The sequence below is a fragment of the Pseudomonas sp. A-B-19 genome (assembly GCF_019947515.1).
Lineage (GTDB): Bacteria > Pseudomonadota > Gammaproteobacteria > Pseudomonadales > Pseudomonadaceae > Aquipseudomonas.
In genome coordinates this window covers 1-18,047 of the sequence record NZ_JAGYGN010000047.1, presented here as the reverse complement: position 1 = coordinate 18,047, position 18,047 = coordinate 1, and the positions used below count along the sequence as shown (strand labels likewise).

Here is an 18,047-nt window from a genome sequence, read left to right as displayed (position 1 = left end):
GTTAAGATGCAACATCTTCAGTCAGATCATTAATCTAAATCTAATATAAGTTTTAGGGTGTTTTGATCGAATTTTCGGGGTTATTTATGCAGCCGGAGTTTTGGCACAAGAAGTGGGCGTCGAATCAGATCGGCTTTCACCTGCCGCAAGTGAACCCTCATCTGAAGCGGTTCTGGCCAGCGTTAAGCCTGGAAGAGGGCGCGCGCGTGTTGGTGCCGTTATGTGGGAAAAGCCTGGATTTGCTATGGCTCGCCCATCAAGGCCATGAGGTCTTGGGAGTCGAATTGTCGGAAAAAGCCGTCGAGGAGTTTTTCGGCGAGCATGGCTTTGATCCGGCCATCAGCGAGCAGGGGCCGTTCAAGGTTTATCGGGCGGGATCCATTGAGCTGTGGTGCGGCGATTTCTTCGAGCTCACGGCAGGCGATGTGGCCGATTGCTCCGCGCTTTATGATCGCGCAGCGTTGATCGCATTGCCGGCGCAAATGCGAGAGCGCTATGCCGCCCATTTGAAGCGGATTCTACCGAGGGAATCCCTTGGCTTGCTGATTACCCTGGACTATGACCAGGCGCAAATGCCCGGCCCGCCGTTTGCCGTACTCGATGAAGAGGTGCAGCGATTGTTCGGGGACTCGTGGGCGCTGAAGATCCTGGAAGATCAGGATGTGCTGAGTGAGGGCGGGAAGTTTCTGGAGGCAGGTGTCACGCGGCTGGAGGAGCGGGTGTATCGGGTTTCCAGCCGGTAGAGATGTATTGTTTTTGCTGGCCTCATCGCGAGCAAGCTCGCTCCCACAAGGGGCCTGCGTCGTTCACGGAACCCCTGTGGGAGCGAGCTTGCTCGCGATGAGGTCCTCAAGGCACCCCAATAATCAAGCAAAAATGAAAAGGCCCGCATCGCTGCGGGCCTTTTCATTTTTGCTGTGAGGTCTCTTAGCCCCGACGACGAGCCAGAGCGTCGATACGCTCTTCCAGCGGCGGGTGGCTCATGAACATGCGAGCGAACCCTTGCTTGATGCCACCGTTGATGCCAAAGGCGTTCAGGGTGTCGGGCATGTGCACCGGCAGCCCTTGCTCCGCCCGCAGGCGTTGCAAGGCGCCAATCATCGCGGCGGTGCCGGCCAGGTTTGCACCGGCTTCATCGGCACGGAATTCACGCTTGCGCGAGAACCACATGACGATGGCGCTGGCCAGGATACCCAGGACCAGTTCGGCGAAGATGGTCGCCACGTAGTAGGCAATGCCCTGGCCTTCTTCGTTCTTGAAGATCACCTTGTCGACGAAATTGCCGATGATCCGTGCGAAGAACATCACGAAGGTGTTCACCACGCCCTGGATCAACGCCAGGGTAACCATGTCGCCATTGGCCACGTGACCGATTTCGTGGGCCAGGACGGCTTTCACTTCATCCGGCGAGAAGCGCTCGAGCAAACCCTGGCTGACCGCGACCAATGCGTCGTTCTTGTTCCAGCCGGTGGCGAAGGCGTTCGCCTCGTAGGCCGGGAAGATACCGACTTCGGGCATCTTGATCCCGGCTTCGCGGGACAGTTGCTCGACGGTTTGCAGCAGCCATTGTTCGTGACGGGTGCGTGGCTGGGTGATGATCTGGGTGCTGGTGCTCATCTTCGCCATCCACTTGGAGATGAACAGCGAGAACAAGGAACCTGCGAAACCAAAGACCGCACAGAAAATCAGCAGCTGATTGAGGTTGAGGTCAACCCCATTGGCCGCCATGAACCCGTTGAAGCCGAAAAGGCTCAGGGTGATGCTGGCAATCAGCACGACCGCCAGGTTAGTGGCCAAGAACAGCAGGATGCGCATCATGGTTGTAGAAATCTCCTCATGCTAAAGATGTAGCGTACTGCGGGGTATATAAGGTGCTGCATCGGGGTATTCAACCGGGTGACTATTTCAAACTGTGTCCTACGGCAACAGTCTAGCTGCTTGCAGGGCATTTCCGACAAGTCTGCGGGAAGTGTTTGTCAGTCAATTCGTGTCGAAGGCCCCGCCTTTGTTGGGCGCGAGCAGGTAAGGCGCTGTCCGGCAGTGACAAAGCGACTGCCAGTGGCGCAATGCAAACAAATGTTGCCGGATGAATCACCGTGCGACCTGCGGGAAGGCTGCACGGTGACGGATCGCTTACTGGCGGTAGGACTTGAGGAAGCCGCCGATGCGTCCGATGGCCATTTCCAGCTCATCGACACGGGGCAGGGTCACGACGCGGAAGTGGTCCGGCCATGGCCAGTTGAATGCGGTGCCTTGAACGATCAGCAGCTTTTCGGAAAGCAGCAGGTCGAGGACGAACTTTTCGTCGTTATGGATCGGGCAGACCTTGGGGTCGATCCGCGGGAACGCATATAGCGCGCCCATCGGCTTGACGCAGCTCACGCCCGGAATGTCGTTGAGCAACTCCCAGGTGCGATTGCGTTGCTCCAGCAAACGGCCCTGGGGCAGCACCAGGTCATTGATACTCTGATAGCCACCCAGGGCGGTCTGGATCGCATGCTGGCTCGGCACGTTGGCGCACAGGCGCATGTTCGCCAGCATGTCGATGCCTTCGATGTAGCTCTGGGCGTGGTGCTTCGGACCGGAAATGACGATCCAGCCGGAACGGAAACCGGCCACGCGATAGGACTTGGAAAGGCCGTTGAAGGTCATGCACAGCAGGTCCGGCGCCAGGGAGGCGGTGCAGATGTGCACGGCATCGTCGTAGAGGATCTTGTCGTAGATCTCGTCGGAGAACACCACCAGATTGTGCTGGCGGGCCAGTTCCAGCATGCCCAGCAGCACTTCCTTCGAATACACCGCGCCGGTCGGGTTGTTCGGGTTGATGATTACCAGGGCCTTGGTGTTCGGGGTGATCTTGGCCTTGATATCGGCCAGGTCCGGCCACCAGTTGGCTTGCTCGTCGCACAGGTAATGCACCGGACTGCCGCCGGACAGGCTCACGGCTGCGGTCCACAGCGGATAGTCCGGCGCCGGCACCAGCACTTCGTCGCCGTTGTTGAGCAGGGCCTGCATCGCCATCACGATCAGTTCGGAAACGCCGTTGCCCAGGTAAATGTCTTCAATGCCGACGCCTTCCACCTGCTTTTGCTGGTAGTACTGCATCACGGCCTTGCGCGCACTGAACAGACCCTTGGAGTCGCTATAGCCTTGGGCGGTCGGCAGGTTGCGGATCACGTCCTGGAGGATTTCATCCGGTGCTTCGAAACCAAAAGGTGCCGGGTTGCCGATGTTCAGCTTGAGGATGCGATGACCTTCCTCTTCCAGGCGCTTGGCGTGCTTGAGCACCGGGCCGCGAATGTCGTAGCAGACGTTGGCGAGCTTGTTCGATTTGCTGACCTGCATGGCGATGTGTTCCCGAAAATGAACGATCCAGACGGCGTTTGGACAACCGTGCTGGGAATCCTGCGTATTCACACAGGCCTGACGCCTTGAGATGCAGCACCCATATTTCCGTTTGAATGCGCGTGGACTGGCTGCCAGACTGGCGTTTGACGAGGCGCAATCATACGTGCCGCCCGATCCGTGGAAAAGGTACAGATCGGGCTTTTTCAGCCGCTGAGGTGTGATGATGGAAAAGTTGGAAAAAACCCTGGAAGAATGGAGAGCGATGCTCGATCCAGAGCAGTACAACGTGTGCCGCCTCAAAGGCACCGAACGACCGTTTTCCGGCAAATACAACGCCACCAGGACCGACGGTATCTACCACTGCATCTGCTGCAAAGAGCCACTGTTCGACTCCACGACCAAGTTCGATTCCGGCTGCGGCTGGCCGAGCTTCTATGCGCCGATTGGCGACAGCGCCATGACCGAAATCCGTGATGTCAGCCACGGCATGATCCGCACCGAAGTGGTCTGCGCCAAATGCGACGCGCACCTGGGGCATGTATTCCCTGACGGTCCGCCGCCGACCGGTCTGCGCTATTGCATCAACTCGGTGTGCCTGGACCTGGTACCCCGCTCGTAATGCGAGCCCCGTAGGAGCTGGCTTGCCAGCGAAGAGGCCCTCAAGTACGGCGATGTATTAAAGGGAAAGGGCCCCTTCGCTGGCAAGCCAGCTCCTACAGGAAATCTGTATGAGGGGAGATCGATTAATTAAATTGCACACAATTCAATTGCTCGCTATTTTGTTATTTCTTCCATTCACTCGGACCCTCAAACATGAGCGACAACCTGCTGAGCATCCCTTGCACCACCATCAAGGGTGAGCAAAAGACCCTGGCGGATTTCGCCGGCAAGGCCGTGCTGGTGGTCAACACAGCCAGCAAATGCGGTTTCACTCCGCAGTACAAAGGCCTGGAAGAGCTGTGGCAGACCTACAAGGACCAGGGCCTGGTGGTGCTCGGTTTTCCCTGCAACCAGTTCGGCAAGCAAGAGCCGGGCAACGAAGGGGCGATCTCTGAATTCTGTGAGCTGAACTTCGGTGTCAGCTTCCCGTTGTTCAAAAAGATCGACGTAAACGGTGCCGACGCCCATCCGCTGTTCGTGCAATTGAAAAAGCGCGCACCGGGTGTGCTGGGTTCCCAGGGCATCAAGTGGAACTTCACCAAGTTCCTGATCGGCAAGGACGGGCAATTGGTCAAGCGCTTCGCTCCGGCGACCAAGCCGCAGGACCTGACCCGCGAGATCGAAGCCCTGCTCAAATGAATACCTTGTCAGTCGATTCCCTGAAGCTCGACAGCCAACTGTGTTTCAAGCTGTACGCGGCTTCTCGGGCGGTCATTCGCGCCTACAAGCCAATGCTCGATCAGTTGGGCCTGACTTACCCTCAGTACCTGGCGATGCTGGTGCTGTGGGAGTGGCAGCAAGCGCCCCCGGAGCAGCCGACCGTCAAGGCGCTGGGCGAGCGTCTGGCCCTGGATTCCGGCACGCTGACGCCGTTACTCAAGCGCCTCGAACAACTGCAACTGGTGCAGCGTCAGCGTTCGGCGCGCGATGAGCGTGAAGTGCATCTGAGCCTGTCGCCAGCCGGCAAGGCCCTGCGCGATCAGGTCGGGCCACTCAAGGCCCGCCTGTTGTGCGACAGCGGGGTCGATCTGAACCGTCTCAACGATTTGCGCGATGGCCTCGATCATTTGTTGGGACAGATCAAGGCGCTGTCGTAGCGGGAATCCACAAGTCCAGCAGGGTGGCCAGTTCTTCGCGCCGGAAGGGTTTGGCCAGGTAGTCACTCATGCCCGCGGCACGACAGCGTTCGCGCTCTTCCGACATGGCGTTGGCCGTCAGGGCGACGATGGGCAGTTGGGGCCAGCGGCCGCTGCGGCGGATTTGCCGGCTGGCCTCATAGCCGTCCATCACCGGCATGTTGCAGTCCATCAGCACCAGATCGAACTCCCGTTGTTCGAGTTGATCCAGTGCTTCGCCACCATGGGCCGCGGTGGTCACCTCGCAGCCGAGTTTGCCGAGCATGCCCTTGGCCACCAGTTGGTTGACCGGGTTATCTTCCACCAGCAGCACGCGCCCGCGGCGCTGTGGGCTTTGGGCGTCGAGTGGGACATTGTTGATCGGCTGGGTTTGCGGTTGCAGGATTCGCCGCAACAACTGTTGCAGCGTATTGCGTGCCAGGGGGCGGGCCTGCTGTTGCAAGGGGGCGAGGGCGTTGACCTCTCCGCTGGGCATGAAATTGCCATAAGCGGTAACCAGCAGGATCGGCGCGCTGAGGGTGGGGCGCAAATTGAACAGGCACTCGGGGCAATCGGTGATGAGCACATCGGCCGTCACGCCAAGCAGTGGGTCATCCATGGAGCGCCGTTCGTAGTCCAGTCCCCAGCCAGGCAACAGGCTGTTGAGCAGTTCGCCCAGCCCACTGCTGGCGGCCGTGATGGCGATGACCTTGCCCTTGAGCGAAACAGCAGGCATTGCACGGGTATGGCTGGGCAATGGCAAGTCCGCACAGAACTGGCTGCCAAAACCTGGTTCGGAGTTGATCGTCAGGCGCCCTTGCATGGCTTCGCAAAGGTTGTAGGTCAGCGCCAGGCCCAGCCCGGTGCCGCCAAATTGGCGGGTAATACCGGCACCGGCCTGAGTGAAAGGCTGGAAAATTTTCACCTGGGCATCCTGTGGGATGCCGATGCCGGTGTCACACACTTCGATTCTGACGCCGTCCCCGAACGTCGACAGGCGCACGTCGACACGCCCGAAACGGGTGAACTTGAGGGCATTGGACAGTAGATTACTGACGATCTGCCGCACCCGGGTCGGGTCGCCGAGCACGAGTGTCGGGAAATGCGGATCGATCAGGCAGGTCAGCTCGACGCTGGGGGCGGCGTTCTGCGATAACAGGTTGGCAGTGTCTTCGATCAGCGAGCCGAGGTCGAAGGGGATGTGTTCGAGTTCGAGTTGGCCGGCATCGAACTTAGACAAGTCGAGAATATCGTTGAGCAATTCCACCAGCACTTTGCCCGAGTCATGGGCGATGGACAGCTGTTGCTGTTGTTCGGCAGTCAGCGGCCCGTCGAGGGACAGCGCGATCATCCCGAGCAAGCCATTGAGGGGCGTGCGGATTTCATGGCTCATGTTGGCCAGAAATACCGAGCGGGCCTCGGCCATGTCCAGTGCTGTGCTGCGAGCGGCGTCCAGTTCCAGGTTGGATTGGCTCAGCCGGGCATTGATCGCGTTGAGTTCGGCAGTGCGGGCCGAGACGATATTTTCCAGTTGGCCGAGATACTCGGTCAGGCGGTTTTCCGCATTGCGCCGCTGCTGGATTTCAGTGGCGATGTTATTGAATTGCTGGTTGGCAACCTTGACCAACACGCCGATCTCATCGTCGGCGTGCCCGACAGGACATTCCAGTGAGGTCGACTCGGTACTGCTTGGGTCGCGGCCGCTGAGCTCACGGATGACCCGCACCAGGGGTTTGGTCAGCATTACATAAAACAGCGCCAGCAAGATGCCGGACAGCAGCAGGCTGCGGGCGAAGCCGTTGAGCAGGGTCACTTCTGCCCGGCGCAGGAATCGGTTGCCGAAGGCGTAAGTGTCGACGTTCAGCCGCAGTGTACCCAGGGATTCGTTGGGTAGATGATCCAGGTAAAGACGGTCTTCGAACTGTCGGTTGGCGCCGAACAGGAAGTCACTGAGCATCCGGTAGCCGTTTTCCACACCGGGTCGCTTGACGTTGGCCAGCACGGTGCCGTTGTTGTCGGTCAGTTTCACGCTAGTGATCGCTGGCGAGCGCAGCAGGCCCAGGGTCAGTTCCTTGGCGAGTTCGGCGTCGATGTTGTAGGCAATTCGCGAGGCCGGGTTGTGGCTGATTTCCAGTAATGAAAGGATTTCACGATTGATGGAAGCATCTTCACTGGCATAATCGATGCCTATTTGCAGCAGGCTGAGCAGCGTGCCCAGAATGAAACCGACCAGTACGGTAAGCCGGGCTTGCTTGAACGACAGCCGGTTGGTGAATTTGATGTCCATGAGGGGGGGAACCACTTCCGTTTCCTTTCGCTGCTCAAGCATAGTCGATCATGCCTGCCTATTGATGTTCTCGTGAGGCCTGTACCGCGGGGGCAGCCACTTGTGTGACGCTGTGTTTCGTCGCTGTATCACCATCATTACTGTGAACGTGCCCGAGGAGAAGTCGTGGATTCCCGATTGAATGCTTTTCTTGAACGCGCCGATGCCGTTCTGGCCCGTATCGAGCCGTTGCTGCCGGCACCGCGGTCAGCCATCGACTGGACGCAATGCCTGGCCGCGCGCTGGCATCGTGAGTCGCGCGGCGGTTATCTGATGCCGCTTCAGGTCAGCCTCGACACGCGTTTGTCGGACCTGATCGGCGTCGACCGGCAAGTCGAGCAGCTTGGGCGCAATACCCAACAGTTCCTCGACGGCATGCCGGCCAACCACGCCTTGCTCTGGGGCTCGCGCGGCACCGGTAAGTCGTCGCTGGTGCGCGCCCTGTTGGCCGAACACGCACAGGCCGGTTTGCGCTTGATCGAGATTGAACGTGATCACCTGGCAGACCTGCCGCGAGTGGTCGAACAGATCGCCAAACTGCCCCAGCGTTTCGTGCTGTTTTGCGATGATCTCTCGTTCGAGTCGGGCGAGGGTGATTACCGGGTGCTCAAGAGCGTCCTCGATGGCTCGCTGGAACAGGCGCCGGACAACGTTTTGCTGTACGCCACGTCCAACCGCCGCCACCTGGTGCCGGAAAAGGAAAGCGACAACGAAAACTGGAAACGGGTCGACGGCGAACTGCATCCAAGCGAAGCGGTGGAAGACAAGATCGCGCTGTCGGACCGCTTCGGTTTGTGGTTGTCGTTCTATCCGTTTACCCAGGAACACTTCCTCGACGTTGTCGAGCACTGGATCGGCCAGTTGGCCGGCAAGGCCGGACTGGTGTGGCAGCGCAGCGAAGAGCTGGACGTTCTGGCAGTCCGTTGGGCCACAGGCAGAGGCAATCGCAATGGACGTTGCGCTTATCAATTTGCCCGTTACTGGGTCGGGCTGAAACTGTTGGAGCACAAGGCATGATCGATTTACAAAAGAGCGGCCAGGGCCTCGAAGGTTACGGCATGCTGCATGCGCAACTGGAGTCCTTGCTGGCGGACGAGCGGGATTTCATCGCCAATGCCGCGCAGTTCTCGGCGTTTCTGTTCAACCAGCTCGATGACTTGAACTGGGCCGGTTTCTACCTCAACCGTAATGAAGAACTGGTGCTGGGGCCGTTTCAGGGGCAGATCGCTTGCGTGCGGATTCCGTTCGGTCGCGGCGTATGCGGGGCAGCAGCAGCCACCCTGCAGACTCAATTGGTCGAAGATGTGCACGCGTTTCCCGGTCACATTGCCTGTGACAGCGCCTCGAACAGCGAGCTGGTGGTGCCGCTGGTCAAGGACGGCCGATTGATCGGCGTGCTCGATCTCGACAGTCCGAAACTGGCGCGTTTCACTGCACAGGACCAGGCAGGAATCGAACAGCTGGCGGCGATTTTCCTGCGCCTGACCGACTGCTGATCAAGACCCCGGGCCTGCCTTGAGCAGCAGGCCTGACGCCGGTTTTCTCCATGACGGTCAACGTACTGCCGAGGGGCCAGGCATCGTCAAGGCCCTGTCACTTTGCCTTCGTCGTAGTGCTCGATCTGACGTAGTAACGCGTCTTCCAGCTCAAGCATGGCGCACTCCATGGATTTGCAGCATGCAGCCACTTTTTCGCGATCGAAATCCTCATGGCAGGCTGCTTCAAGTGCCTCGCAGCGGTCGACCAGGCGGGATGCCTGCACTATCCGGGCTGCGCCTTTGACTTTGTGGGCAATGTCCTGCAGCGCCTGCTTATCTGCGCAGCTTGAAAGCGACAACAGCGTTTGCAGATCCTGGCGGTTGCTGCTCACTAACTCGTTCAGCAATCGCCGGTTCAACATCGGGTTACCCCCGGTCAGCAGTTTCAACCCGTGCAGGTTGAACGCCGGGGCTGCCGGGGTGGGCTCAATGCCTTCTACCCACTGACTCAAGGCACCGAGGCTGAGGGGTTTGAACAGGCAGTCGTCCATTCCCGCCTGTTTGCAGCGTTGTATTTCTTCCGGTTGGGCGTTGGCGGTAAAGCCGAGAATAGTGCAGGGAGGACGATGATGTTGTCCTTCATGCAGGCGAATGGCGCGGGCCAGCTCGTAACCGTTCATGACCGGCATGTTGCAATCGGCGATTACCAGATCAAACGGCTGGTCTTTCCATACATCCAGTCCCTCCTGGCCATTGGCCGCGACGGTAAATCGATGTCCAAGAAACTCCAGTTGCTGGCACGTGAGCAAGCGATTGGCCGAGTGATCGTCGACGACCAGCACACTCAAGGGGGTTGTGGCGACGATGATTTGCGTTTCGGCCACCTGGGCTGACTGTTGCAGCGGCAACGTTTCCAGCAGCAGCAAGACTTCCACTTGAGTACCGACGCCCGGCTCGCTGCGCAATTGCAGACTGCCGCCCATCATCTCGCAGAGGTTGCGGCTGATCACCAGCCCCAGCCCGGCGCCCCCCCTGGCCGATTGCATGGCGTTGTCGGCCTGGGCGAAGGGTTCGAACAGGTGCTGTTGATCCTGTTCGCTGATCCCGATACCACTGTCGTGAACCTGCACCTGCATCTGCACGCGCCCGGATTGCGTTGCCGGCTGCAGATCGACAATGACCCGGACCTGACCTTGCTCGGTAAACTTGATGGCATTGCTGATCAGGTTGGACAGCACCTGCTTGAAGCGCAAAGGGTCCAGCAACACATCGAAGGTCGGGTTGGCCGATGGAAACTCCAGTACCAGCTCGAGCTTCTTCTGTCGGGCCAGGCCATCGAAAATCCGCACGACCGAGGCTACGAGTTCACCCGGACTAACGCGCTCCGGGCTCAGGCTCAAGCGCCCCGATTCGATTCTGGCGATGTCCAGAATGTCGCCAATCAGCTCCAGCAACCCTTTCGCCGAGTTGTACGCGACATCGATGGACGCACGCTCCGGGTGCCGATGATCAAGACGCTTGAGTGTCAGTTCAAGCATGCCGATGATTGCATTCATCGGTGTGCGGATCTCATGGCTCATCGTGGCCAGAAACGTGCTTTTGGCCCGGTTGGCGTTATCGGCGCGTTCTTTCGCGCAACGCAGATCATCGAACAGTTGCCGCCGTTCGCTGATATCGATCCAGCCACCGATAATGCCTTGCACTTTTGCGCTGGAATCCCGATAGGGCAGAATCCAGTGATAGATCGTCAGCCGCCGGCTACCAATATGCAGCTCGCGATCGACGATCAAAGGTCTGCCCTCGGCCACTACGCGTTGGTAGTCAGCCTGGTACTCCCGGGCTTCGAATACATTGCTCATCGATCCCTGCATGACACTTTTGCCGATGACATCTTCACGTCTGGCGCTGAACGCTTGCAGGTAACTGTCGTTGCAACTTTGCAGTAGCCCCTGGCGATCACGTACGTAGATCGGATGGGGCGTGCCATTGACCAGCGATCGCATGAACTCGAACTGATCGTTCAACGCACGCTCGGCGGCCTTGCGTTGCTTGATCTGGCGCCGCATGTAGTCGTTCCACGCAATGGAAATCAGCAACAGCAAGCCGGCACCGATGACGATCTGATAGAACAGTCGTTGATAGTTGCGCCAGGTGTTTTGCGAAGACGCCGAATAGCCGCGCCAACGGCTGTTGATGATGCCCAGCTCTTCCGGCGAGATGCTGAGTAACGCCTTGTCGAGAATCGCGTTCAGCTCTTTGGCGCCCCGAGCGGTGGCAAGGGAAAACGCCGCCTGCTCGGTGCCGATGGTGGTGCTGATTTGCAGTGTGTGCTCGAACAGTCGCGACGAAATGAAGTAATTGGCAATGATCAGTGAGTTCACCGCGCCTTCGGCCTGGCCTTCGGCGAGCAACTCTACGGCGCTGAAGGTGTCCGGGGCTTCGATCAACTTGATCCGGGGAAACTCTTTGCGCAGGTAATCCATGAGTGGATTGCCGCGGGCAATGGCCAGGCGCTTGTCCTGCAGTTGCAAGAGGTTGGTCGGGCTGTCGGCGGCTTTGCGGGTCAGCAGGACGTAGGAATTTTCCAGAAAGGGTCGGGTAAAGTTCAGTTGGGTCTGACGTTGCGCGCTGGGAAGCAACGCGGCAATCACGTCGGCCTTGTTGTCCTTGATCTGTTTGATCATCTCGTCATTGCTCCGACTGCGCTGGATGTCAAAGCGCAAGCCGGTGCGCAGCCTGATCAGCTCAAGCAAATCTGCGGTGACCCCGCGAAAGTTGCCGTTGCTATCGAAAAACGTCAGTGGCGCAAAGGCTTCGTTGACGACGACGCGCACTATCGGGTGGCGTGCCAGCCAGCGTTCTTCCCGGTCAGTGAGTTGCAACTTTTGATCGGTCAGCAGAATGTCGCTACCGGCGCTCCAGCGTTTGGCGATGTTTTCTCGTTCACTGGAGGGGATGGCCGCGATCATCGCGTTGATGATGCCGAGCAGGTCGGGGTTGTTCCTGTTAACGGCGAAGCTGAAGCCAAAGGCTTCATGTTTGCCGAAGTTGGCCATGCGGATGTTGTTCAGGTATCCCTTGTTGATCATGTAGTGAGTTGAAATGGTGTCACCGAGAAACACGTCCGCCTGATCGAAAGCAACGGCGTTGATTGCATTCTGGTAGGAGGGATAGGACGTGATGATTGCCTTCGGGTACAACGCCCTGACTTCCGTCAGCGGCAAGTAGTGATACACCATGCTCAGGCGCAATCCGGCCAGGCCATCGGTGAGGGATCGGGTTTCCCCTTCGCGGGTCACCAATACGGGTTGGTCGACGGCATAGGGTATCGACAGTGCAATGTCGGCATTGCCGGCTTCGAATCCATTGGCGGTGCCTAGCAGATCGACTTCACCGCTTTCCAGTGCAGCGATCGCGGCCCCTCGGGAATCGAAACGCCGAACCGTGACGGGCAAACCGGTTATTTTCCCCAGAAGACCCGCGTAATCGGCGGTAAATCCTTCATAGTCCTGCCCACTGGTGGTCAGGTCGAAAGGGGGGTAGTCCGGAGCCGAGGTCCCGAGCGTCAGTTGATGTTTTTGCTTTATCCATTGCCGTTGGGATTCATCCAGTTGAACCTCCATCGCTCCGGCCTTCGAACGGCTGAGCAGCGTGTAGCGTTCACTGTTCGGTGCGCCGAACAACGAGGTGCTCAGGCACAGACCTGCAGTCACCAGTATCAGATAAACCTTCAAACGGCTGGGCATCGAGGGTCTCACACTAGCGCGTTTCGTTTAGCCATCTCGATTAGTTCAACCAGGGATTTGGCTTTGAGCTTCTGCATGAGGCGTTTTTTGTAGGTGCTCACGGTCTTGTTGCTCAGAAACATCCCCTTGGCGATTTCCTTGTTTGTGCGACCTTGGGCAAAAAGTTGCAAGACCATCAGCTCACGGTCGTTTACGGATTTGAACAGTTCCAGTTCGATGCAGCGAGTTTCATCTCCGCGGACGGGGTTCAAGGCCTCGCTCGGAAAATAGTTGTAACCCGCAAATACCGCTTTTATGGCGCTGACCAGTTCACTGATGTCCTCTTGTTTGCAGACATAGCCCGAGGCACCGGATTGCATGCAACGAATGCCGAAAAGTGTCGGGCATTGCGCGGTCAGTACCAGTGTTTTAAGCGGGGTACTCATTGCGTTGAATCGGGATAGCACTTCCAGGCCATCCAGTTTTGGAATGCTGATGTCGAGAATGACCAGGTCCGGCATGCATTCGCGAACCATCTGCATGGCGTCGACCCCATTGTCAGTTTCGCCGACAACTTTGTAACCTTCATGTTCCAGCAGCATTCGAACGGCAAGGCGGATAACCGGGTGATCGTCGACAATAAAAACGGAGTTCATAATCAAGTCCCATGCGAGCTCAAATAAAGCGCGCACCTTAGCTCAGATACTTGAAGGGTCGCATGAACTGACCGAGCTGTAGCAGCAATATAGGAGAAATCCTACAGATTAAAAGGAATAGGACTACGTATTAACTAGGTTTCTTGTTAGGACGGCTAAGAAAGTCCAACGCTTTGGTGCACCTTGGAAGGAAGTTGTTTGTAAGTTTTGCGCTGTGTGTTTTTCGGATTTTATATGTTTCTTTTTTCTGTAGTGGTGCTTTGGTCAACAAGTCTCTAAATTCAGATTGTTTCAATGGTTTTATCAAGTATCCCAATAATGGCAGCCCGTAATCAGTGGCCGTTTTTACAAGCTCATCCAATTCAGACATTGTCAGGCTACTCAGAATGATCGCCTGTCTGATCAGCCCTCGCTGGCTGGCGAACCGGACCAGATCGAGTCCCGTCAGATCGGGCAGGCATTGATCGCATAAAAGAATGTCGAACGCTTGGTCGGCCCCGAGCATTTGCTGCATGGCGCTTTTGGCGCTATCGGAGGTAGTCAGGCGGGTGAAGCCATAACTTTCCAGCAGGTACTGAGTGGCAATTAGTTGGAAGGGATGGTCTTCCACCACGAGGATGCGTAGATCGTCTTCGGCCATGGGGCGCACTTCATCTGTCGAACAGAAGGGAGGGCGATTGTTTCGCGAGAGTGGCAGACAAGCGATCAGTTTGCACGACAGGTGCTGTAGGGCGATTCGACGAAACTTGAGTGCTGTTGGCTGTTGAGGGGGAGATCAGCCATAACGAATGCCGTAATGGCTGATCAATCATCGATACACCTCAGCGGCTGGCACGGCCGGTCATTTCCAAGGCCATTTCACTGGCATAGCTGTCGGTCATGCCGGCGATGAAGTCAATCATGCGCAAAAACGACGTGTGCAATGGGCCGTGAGGGTCTGGTGCATTGTTGCCCAGCAGATCAAGGATACGACGGCTCTTGAACGACGGCGTACGTCCGTTGTGTTGCTCCAGCGCTGCGCCGCAAAAGGCGTTGAGCAGGATTTCCAGTGTGGTGTAGGCGCCGATCTCGTGCAAAGTCTTGCGCTTGTCCTGGAAAATTTTCTTGCGGGCCATGTCCTTGGCATTCAGCACACAACGCTTGGCGGGACCGTGCATATGTTCCACCAGGTCGCCGCAAAGCGTACCGGCCAACAGCGCATCCTGTTGCTCGACAAACGCCCGGGCCGCGGCATTGGTCAAGTGCTCGATGGCTTTACCGCGCAGGATCGCCAGTTTGCGTCGACGCGAATCGCCGGGACCGAGCTGGCGGTAGGTCTCAGGCAAGTCATCGCCCACCAGGCCCAGCAGCAGGGACTCGACTTCGGCGTAATCCAGCAAGTCCATTTCCAGGCCGTCTTCCAGGTCGATCAGTGCATAGCAGATGTCGTCGGCAGCCTCCATCAGGTACACCAGAGGATGTCGCGCCCAGCGTTGCTCTTCCAGTTGTGGCAGGCCGAGTTTATGGGCGATCTGCTCGAGTAGCGGCAGCTCGCTCTGATAACAGCCGAACTTGTGTTTCTTGTAGCCCAGCGAATCGGCGTGCCTGGCCGTCCATGGATACTTCAGATACGTGCCCAGCGTTGCATAGGTCAGTCGGGTGCCGCCGTCGAACTGGTGATACTCCAGTTGAGTGAGTACCCGAAAACCCTGGGCATTGCCTTCGAAGTTCAGGAAGTCATTGCGCTCGGCTTCACTCATTGCATCCAGCCAGCCACGGCCGGCGGCTTGCTGGAACCAGTGCCGGATCGCGTCTTCACCGGAATGGCCGAAAGGCGGATTGCCGATGTCGTGTGCCAGGCAAGCCGATTGCACCACCATCCCCAGATCGCTGGGTTCACACCAGTCAGGCAGGGCATTGCGGATGGTTTCGCCGACCCGCATGCCCAGTGAGCGACCCACGCAACTGACTTCCAGCGAGTGGGTCAGGCGCGTATGAATGTGATCATTGCTGGACACCGGATGGACCTGGGTCTTGCGCCCGAGGCGGCGGAAAGCCCCCGAGAAAATGATCCGGTCGTGGTCTTTGTGAAAAGGGCTGCGGCCGAGCTCTTCAGGGCTGTGCAGAGGTTTTCCGAGGCGTTCGCGGGTAAGCAGAGTGTGCCAATCCAAGGCGGGGTCTCTCCGTCGGGTGACTGATCGTCTAGCTTCCCGTTTCACGCCATGACCTGCAAGCGGAACTGGAATCCGGTGACGTCGATATCGATGAGTAACCGGGTAGGCGCACGGGATTGCGCCTCTCGATAGAGGGGCGCATCCCGTCATCGTGGCAAGCATGCAGCCAGGACGAAACTGATCAGTCTTTGCGTGAAGAGCCCTGCATGATCAGCTTGATCAGCGGCGCCATTGTGGCACCGAGCCGGACCAGCCGGGTCAGGCTGCTGAGGCCGCCACCGTTTTTTGCACCCTTGCCGGTCAGAAAACCCAGCAAGGTGACGGCGGCCACGCCCCAGAGTGGTGCGTGCTTGATACCAAAACCGTCCTGCAGGTTTTGTGTGATCCCGCGCACCCGGTGCAACGGTTGCAGCAGTTGCGCGGATTCGTGGCGGATTTCCTGACGATGCATTTCCATGCGCAAGCGGATCAGGGCCTTGCGCATTTCCGTGCGTGAGCTGTTGTGTGGCAATTCAGGCAGGCTCATGGCAGCAGGCGCTCCCGATCGTTGGCCAGCTCTTGCAGCGTGCCGTGGAAGGGCGAGGACTCATCGAAAATCGCCGCTCTCAAGCGCATTCCACAGAAGAGGGCGGCGAGGGTGTAGAACACGCAGAGCCCGCTGATGGCAGTCAGGCGATTGGTGTCCCAGAACACGATAAGCACCAGCGTCGACAGCCCCACCAACAGCAGCAATGCAAATACCAGGGCCAGGCCGGCAAACAGCAACAGGCTGACGGTGCGGGCTTTTTGTTCCTGCAATTCGATGCCGAACAGTTCGACATGGCTGTGCAGCAACCCAAGGAAGGCAGCACCCAGGCGCCGCGATGAGGAGCTGGCTCCCGTTCCGGACGGGCCGGATTCACCGATCGACATATCAGCGCCGGCTCGCCAGCAGGCCGATCAGGAACCCCACGCCGGCCGCGATTCCGACGGATTGCCAAGGGTTGGCCTGGACATAGTCTTCAGTGGCGGTGACAGCTGCCTTGCCGCGTTCGCGCAGGGCCTCTTCGGACAGTTTCAGGGTTTCACGGGCGCGCAAGAGACTGTCATGAATCTGCTCGCGCAATTCGTCGGCCTGATCGCCGGCCAGGGTCGCGGTGTGCTCCAGCAACCGTTCGGTGTCACTGACCAGTGTCTGAAAGTCGTTCATCAGGATTTCTTGAGCAGTCTTTGCCTGGGTGCGGGCCATGGGGAATCTCCATAAGTGGCTTTCTGATGTGTTCGAGTATGAGCCTTCGGCGAAGGTTCAGTACAAATGACTGGTACAGCTTTTGCTATGTGTTGGTGCGCCGGTCTGCACCATTGCGCTATGGCCGGGCATGATTTCAGTAAAACCGTAGGACCAACAATCAAAAACTCGCGTAAACGTCCGGGGCGCGTTTTTCCTGGAGGACGTCCGTGCGCCAAAGTGGTTCAGCGAGATCAGTGCGCTGATGCTTCGAAGCCGCAACTTGGTGCATGGACAGTCATCGCGAACCGCTTTGGTGCTTTTTTCTGCCATAAGGTCTGCCCATCCCATGGAAAACCTGCAAAGCGCTGTGGACACCCTGGTCCATAGCTCCAACACGCTGTTCATTCTGATCGGTGCGGTCATGGTTCTGGCCATGCACGCCGGTTTTGCCTTTCTTGAAGTCGGAACCGTGCGACAGAAAAACCAGGTCAATGCGTTGTCGAAAATCCTCAGTGACTTCGCCGTTTCGACTCTGGCCTATTTCTTTATAGGCTATTGGGTTTCCTATGGCGTGACATTCATGCAGCCAGCGGCCGTGCTCAATGCCGACCATGGCTATGGACTGGTGAAGTTTTTCTTCCTGCTGACCTTTGCCGCGGCGATCCCGGCGATCATTTCCGGAGGGATCGCCGAGCGCGCCCGGTTTGTCCCGCAATTGTGTGCAACCGCGTTGATTGTCGCGTTCATCTATCCGTTCTTCGAAGGCGTGGTCTGGAACGGCAACCTGGGCTTGCAAGCCTGGTTGCTCGAACGCTTTGGCGCCGGTTTCCATGATTTCGCAGGCTCGGTGGTGGTGCATGCCATGGGCGGTTGGCTGGCACTGGCGGCGGTGCTGTTGCTCGGGCCACGTAATGGCCGCTATCGCGAAGGTCGCCTGGTGGCGTTCGCGCCATCGAGCATCCCGTTTCTGGCGTTGGGCTCGTGGATCCTGATCGTTGGCTGGTTCGGCTTCAACGTCATGAGCGCGCAAACCCTGCAAGGCGTCAGCGGACTGGTGGCGGTGAACTCGCTGATGGCCATGGTGGGCGGTACGGTGGCGGCGTTGATTGTCGGGCGCAACGACCCTGGTTTTCTGCATAACGGTCCGTTGGCGGGGCTCGTGGCAATCTGTGCCGGTTCCGACCTGATGCATCCTGTGGGGGCGCTGGTCACAGGCGGCATCGCGGGGGCTCTGTTTGTCTGGTGCTTTACCGCGGCTCAAGGCAAATGGCGCATCGACGATGTATTGGGTGTGTGGCCGTTGCATGGCTTGTGCGGCGTGTGGGGCGGCATTGCCTGCGGCATTTTCGGCCAGAGCGCCTTGGGCGGGCTGGGTG

At 58.2% G+C, this 18,047-nt stretch carries 16 protein-coding genes and 1 pseudogene; 7 read left to right on the top strand and 10 right to left on the bottom strand.

Features of this window, described 5'->3' with window-relative positions; genetic code table 11:
- Positions 1-86 precede the first annotated feature (86 nt).
- A complete protein-coding gene (locus KGA81_RS29205; RefSeq protein ID WP_223551036.1) occupies positions 87-743 on the top strand; it encodes a thiopurine S-methyltransferase in 657 nt (218 codons plus the stop codon).
- A 184-nt stretch (positions 744-927) separates the two neighbouring features.
- On the opposite strand, the gene htpX is transcribed toward KGA81_RS29205, so the two are convergent.
- Together htpX and KGA81_RS29195 are read right to left on the bottom strand one after the other, a co-directional pair.
- Complete coding sequence (htpX, locus tag KGA81_RS29200; RefSeq protein ID WP_007973520.1) at positions 928-1,818, bottom strand: protease HtpX; 891 nt, start codon at positions 1,816-1,818, stop codon at positions 928-930.
- Between the two features lie 315 nt (positions 1,819-2,133).
- The gene (locus KGA81_RS29195; RefSeq protein WP_223551034.1) at positions 2,134-3,345 is read right to left on the bottom strand and encodes a pyridoxal phosphate-dependent aminotransferase; all 1,212 of its coding nucleotides are present in this window, start codon (positions 3,343-3,345) and stop codon (positions 2,134-2,136) included.
- Between the two features lie 226 nt (positions 3,346-3,571).
- Here KGA81_RS29195 and msrB point away from each other — a divergent pair, with 226 nt between their 5' ends.
- The 3 genes from msrB to KGA81_RS29180 all read left to right on the top strand — a co-directional run bounded on the left by msrB (position 3,572) and on the right by KGA81_RS29180 (position 5,105).
- On the top strand, positions 3,572-3,967 hold the full coding sequence (gene msrB / locus KGA81_RS29190; protein WP_223551032.1) for a peptide-methionine (R)-S-oxide reductase MsrB: 396 nt from the start codon (positions 3,572-3,574) through the stop codon (positions 3,965-3,967).
- Between the two features lie 194 nt (positions 3,968-4,161).
- Positions 4,162-4,647: a glutathione peroxidase gene (locus KGA81_RS29185; RefSeq protein WP_056727098.1), complete on the top strand. Its 486-nt coding sequence runs from the start codon at positions 4,162-4,164 to the stop codon at positions 4,645-4,647.
- On the top strand, positions 4,644-5,105 hold the full coding sequence (locus tag KGA81_RS29180) for a MarR family winged helix-turn-helix transcriptional regulator (RefSeq protein WP_223551029.1): 462 nt from the start codon (positions 4,644-4,646) through the stop codon (positions 5,103-5,105). Before KGA81_RS29185 ends, KGA81_RS29180 begins: the two co-directional genes overlap by 4 nt.
- Here KGA81_RS29180 and KGA81_RS29175 read toward each other — a convergent pair.
- Positions 5,089-7,410, bottom strand: coding sequence for a response regulator (locus KGA81_RS29175; protein ID WP_223551054.1), 2,322 nt, complete (start codon positions 7,408-7,410; stop codon positions 5,089-5,091). The two genes, KGA81_RS29180 and KGA81_RS29175, sit on opposite strands and share 17 nt — an antisense overlap.
- 165 nt (positions 7,411-7,575) lie before the next feature.
- Between KGA81_RS29175 and KGA81_RS29170 the strand changes: the two genes are divergently transcribed.
- Positions 7,576-8,466: an ATP-binding protein gene (locus KGA81_RS29170; protein ID WP_223551026.1), complete on the top strand. Its 891-nt coding sequence runs from the start codon at positions 7,576-7,578 to the stop codon at positions 8,464-8,466.
- Complete coding sequence (locus tag KGA81_RS29165) at positions 8,463-8,945, top strand: GAF domain-containing protein (protein WP_223551024.1); 483 nt, start codon at positions 8,463-8,465, stop codon at positions 8,943-8,945. Before KGA81_RS29170 ends, KGA81_RS29165 begins: the two co-directional genes overlap by 4 nt.
- 86 nt (positions 8,946-9,031) lie before the next feature.
- Here the strand turns inward: KGA81_RS29165 and KGA81_RS29160 are convergent, their stop codons facing one another.
- From KGA81_RS29160 to KGA81_RS29130, 7 genes and pseudogenes are all read right to left on the bottom strand, one after another.
- Complete coding sequence (locus tag KGA81_RS29160) at positions 9,032-12,673, bottom strand: transporter substrate-binding domain-containing protein (protein ID WP_223551022.1); 3,642 nt, start codon at positions 12,671-12,673, stop codon at positions 9,032-9,034.
- Positions 12,674-12,681: 8 nt separating this feature from the next.
- Entirely contained in the window at positions 12,682-13,308 is a 627-nt protein-coding gene (locus tag KGA81_RS29155; RefSeq protein ID WP_008002663.1) for a response regulator transcription factor, read from the bottom strand.
- 253 nt (positions 13,309-13,561) lie between these two features.
- Positions 13,562-13,948 (bottom strand): annotated as a pseudogene (locus KGA81_RS29150) (response regulator); the annotation flags it as partial.
- Positions 13,949-14,129: 181 nt separating this feature from the next.
- Positions 14,130-15,458 carry a deoxyguanosinetriphosphate triphosphohydrolase gene (locus KGA81_RS29145; protein ID WP_223551020.1) on the bottom strand — a complete coding sequence of 443 codons (1,329 nt, stop codon included), beginning with the start codon at positions 15,456-15,458 and terminating at the stop codon, positions 14,130-14,132.
- A gap of 184 nt (positions 15,459-15,642) precedes the next feature.
- Positions 15,643-15,987, bottom strand: a complete 345-nt coding sequence (locus tag KGA81_RS29140) for a hypothetical protein (RefSeq protein ID WP_223551018.1) — start codon at positions 15,985-15,987, stop codon at positions 15,643-15,645.
- Positions 15,984-16,373, bottom strand: a complete 390-nt coding sequence (locus tag KGA81_RS29135; protein ID WP_223551015.1) for a phage holin family protein — start codon at positions 16,371-16,373, stop codon at positions 15,984-15,986. The genes KGA81_RS29140 and KGA81_RS29135 overlap by 4 nt, the downstream gene beginning before the upstream one ends.
- Position 16,374: 1 nt before the next feature.
- Positions 16,375-16,689, bottom strand: coding sequence for a YqjD family protein (locus tag KGA81_RS29130; RefSeq protein WP_223551013.1), 315 nt, complete (start codon positions 16,687-16,689; stop codon positions 16,375-16,377).
- 328 nt (positions 16,690-17,017) lie between these two features.
- Here KGA81_RS29130 and KGA81_RS29125 point away from each other — a divergent pair.
- On the top strand, positions 17,018-18,047 hold a 1,030-nt coding region (locus tag KGA81_RS29125), incomplete at its 3' end, for an ammonium transporter (RefSeq protein ID WP_223551011.1).

What these genes read in the sequence shown, in the direction of transcription:
- KGA81_RS29180 (WP_223551029.1), top strand. Translation starts at nt 4,644, where the DNA reads ATGAATACCTTGTCAGTCGATTCCCTGAAGCTCGACAGCCAACTGTGT.
- msrB (WP_223551032.1), top strand. Translation starts at nt 3,572, where the DNA reads ATGGAAAAGTTGGAAAAAACCCTGGAAGAATGGAGAGCGATGCTCGAT.
- KGA81_RS29175 (WP_223551054.1), bottom strand. Translation starts at nt 7,410, where the DNA reads ATGGACATCAAATTCACCAACCGGCTGTCGTTCAAGCAAGCCCGGCTT.
- KGA81_RS29160 (WP_223551022.1), bottom strand. Translation starts at nt 12,673, where the DNA reads ATGCCCAGCCGTTTGAAGGTTTATCTGATACTGGTGACTGCAGGTCTG.
- KGA81_RS29155 (WP_008002663.1), bottom strand. Translation starts at nt 13,308, where the DNA reads ATGAACTCCGTTTTTATTGTCGACGATCACCCGGTTATCCGCCTTGCC.
- KGA81_RS29205 (WP_223551036.1), top strand. Translation starts at nt 87, where the DNA reads ATGCAGCCGGAGTTTTGGCACAAGAAGTGGGCGTCGAATCAGATCGGC.
- htpX (WP_007973520.1), bottom strand. Translation starts at nt 1,818, where the DNA reads ATGATGCGCATCCTGCTGTTCTTGGCCACTAACCTGGCGGTCGTGCTG.
- KGA81_RS29130 (WP_223551013.1), bottom strand. Translation starts at nt 16,689, where the DNA reads ATGGCCCGCACCCAGGCAAAGACTGCTCAAGAAATCCTGATGAACGAC.
- KGA81_RS29185 (WP_056727098.1), top strand. Translation starts at nt 4,162, where the DNA reads ATGAGCGACAACCTGCTGAGCATCCCTTGCACCACCATCAAGGGTGAG.
- KGA81_RS29135 (WP_223551015.1), bottom strand. Translation starts at nt 16,373, where the DNA reads ATGTCGATCGGTGAATCCGGCCCGTCCGGAACGGGAGCCAGCTCCTCA.
- KGA81_RS29165 (WP_223551024.1), top strand. Translation starts at nt 8,463, where the DNA reads ATGATCGATTTACAAAAGAGCGGCCAGGGCCTCGAAGGTTACGGCATG.
- KGA81_RS29140 (WP_223551018.1), bottom strand. Translation starts at nt 15,987, where the DNA reads ATGAGCCTGCCTGAATTGCCACACAACAGCTCACGCACGGAAATGCGC.
- KGA81_RS29195 (WP_223551034.1), bottom strand. Translation starts at nt 3,345, where the DNA reads ATGCAGGTCAGCAAATCGAACAAGCTCGCCAACGTCTGCTACGACATT.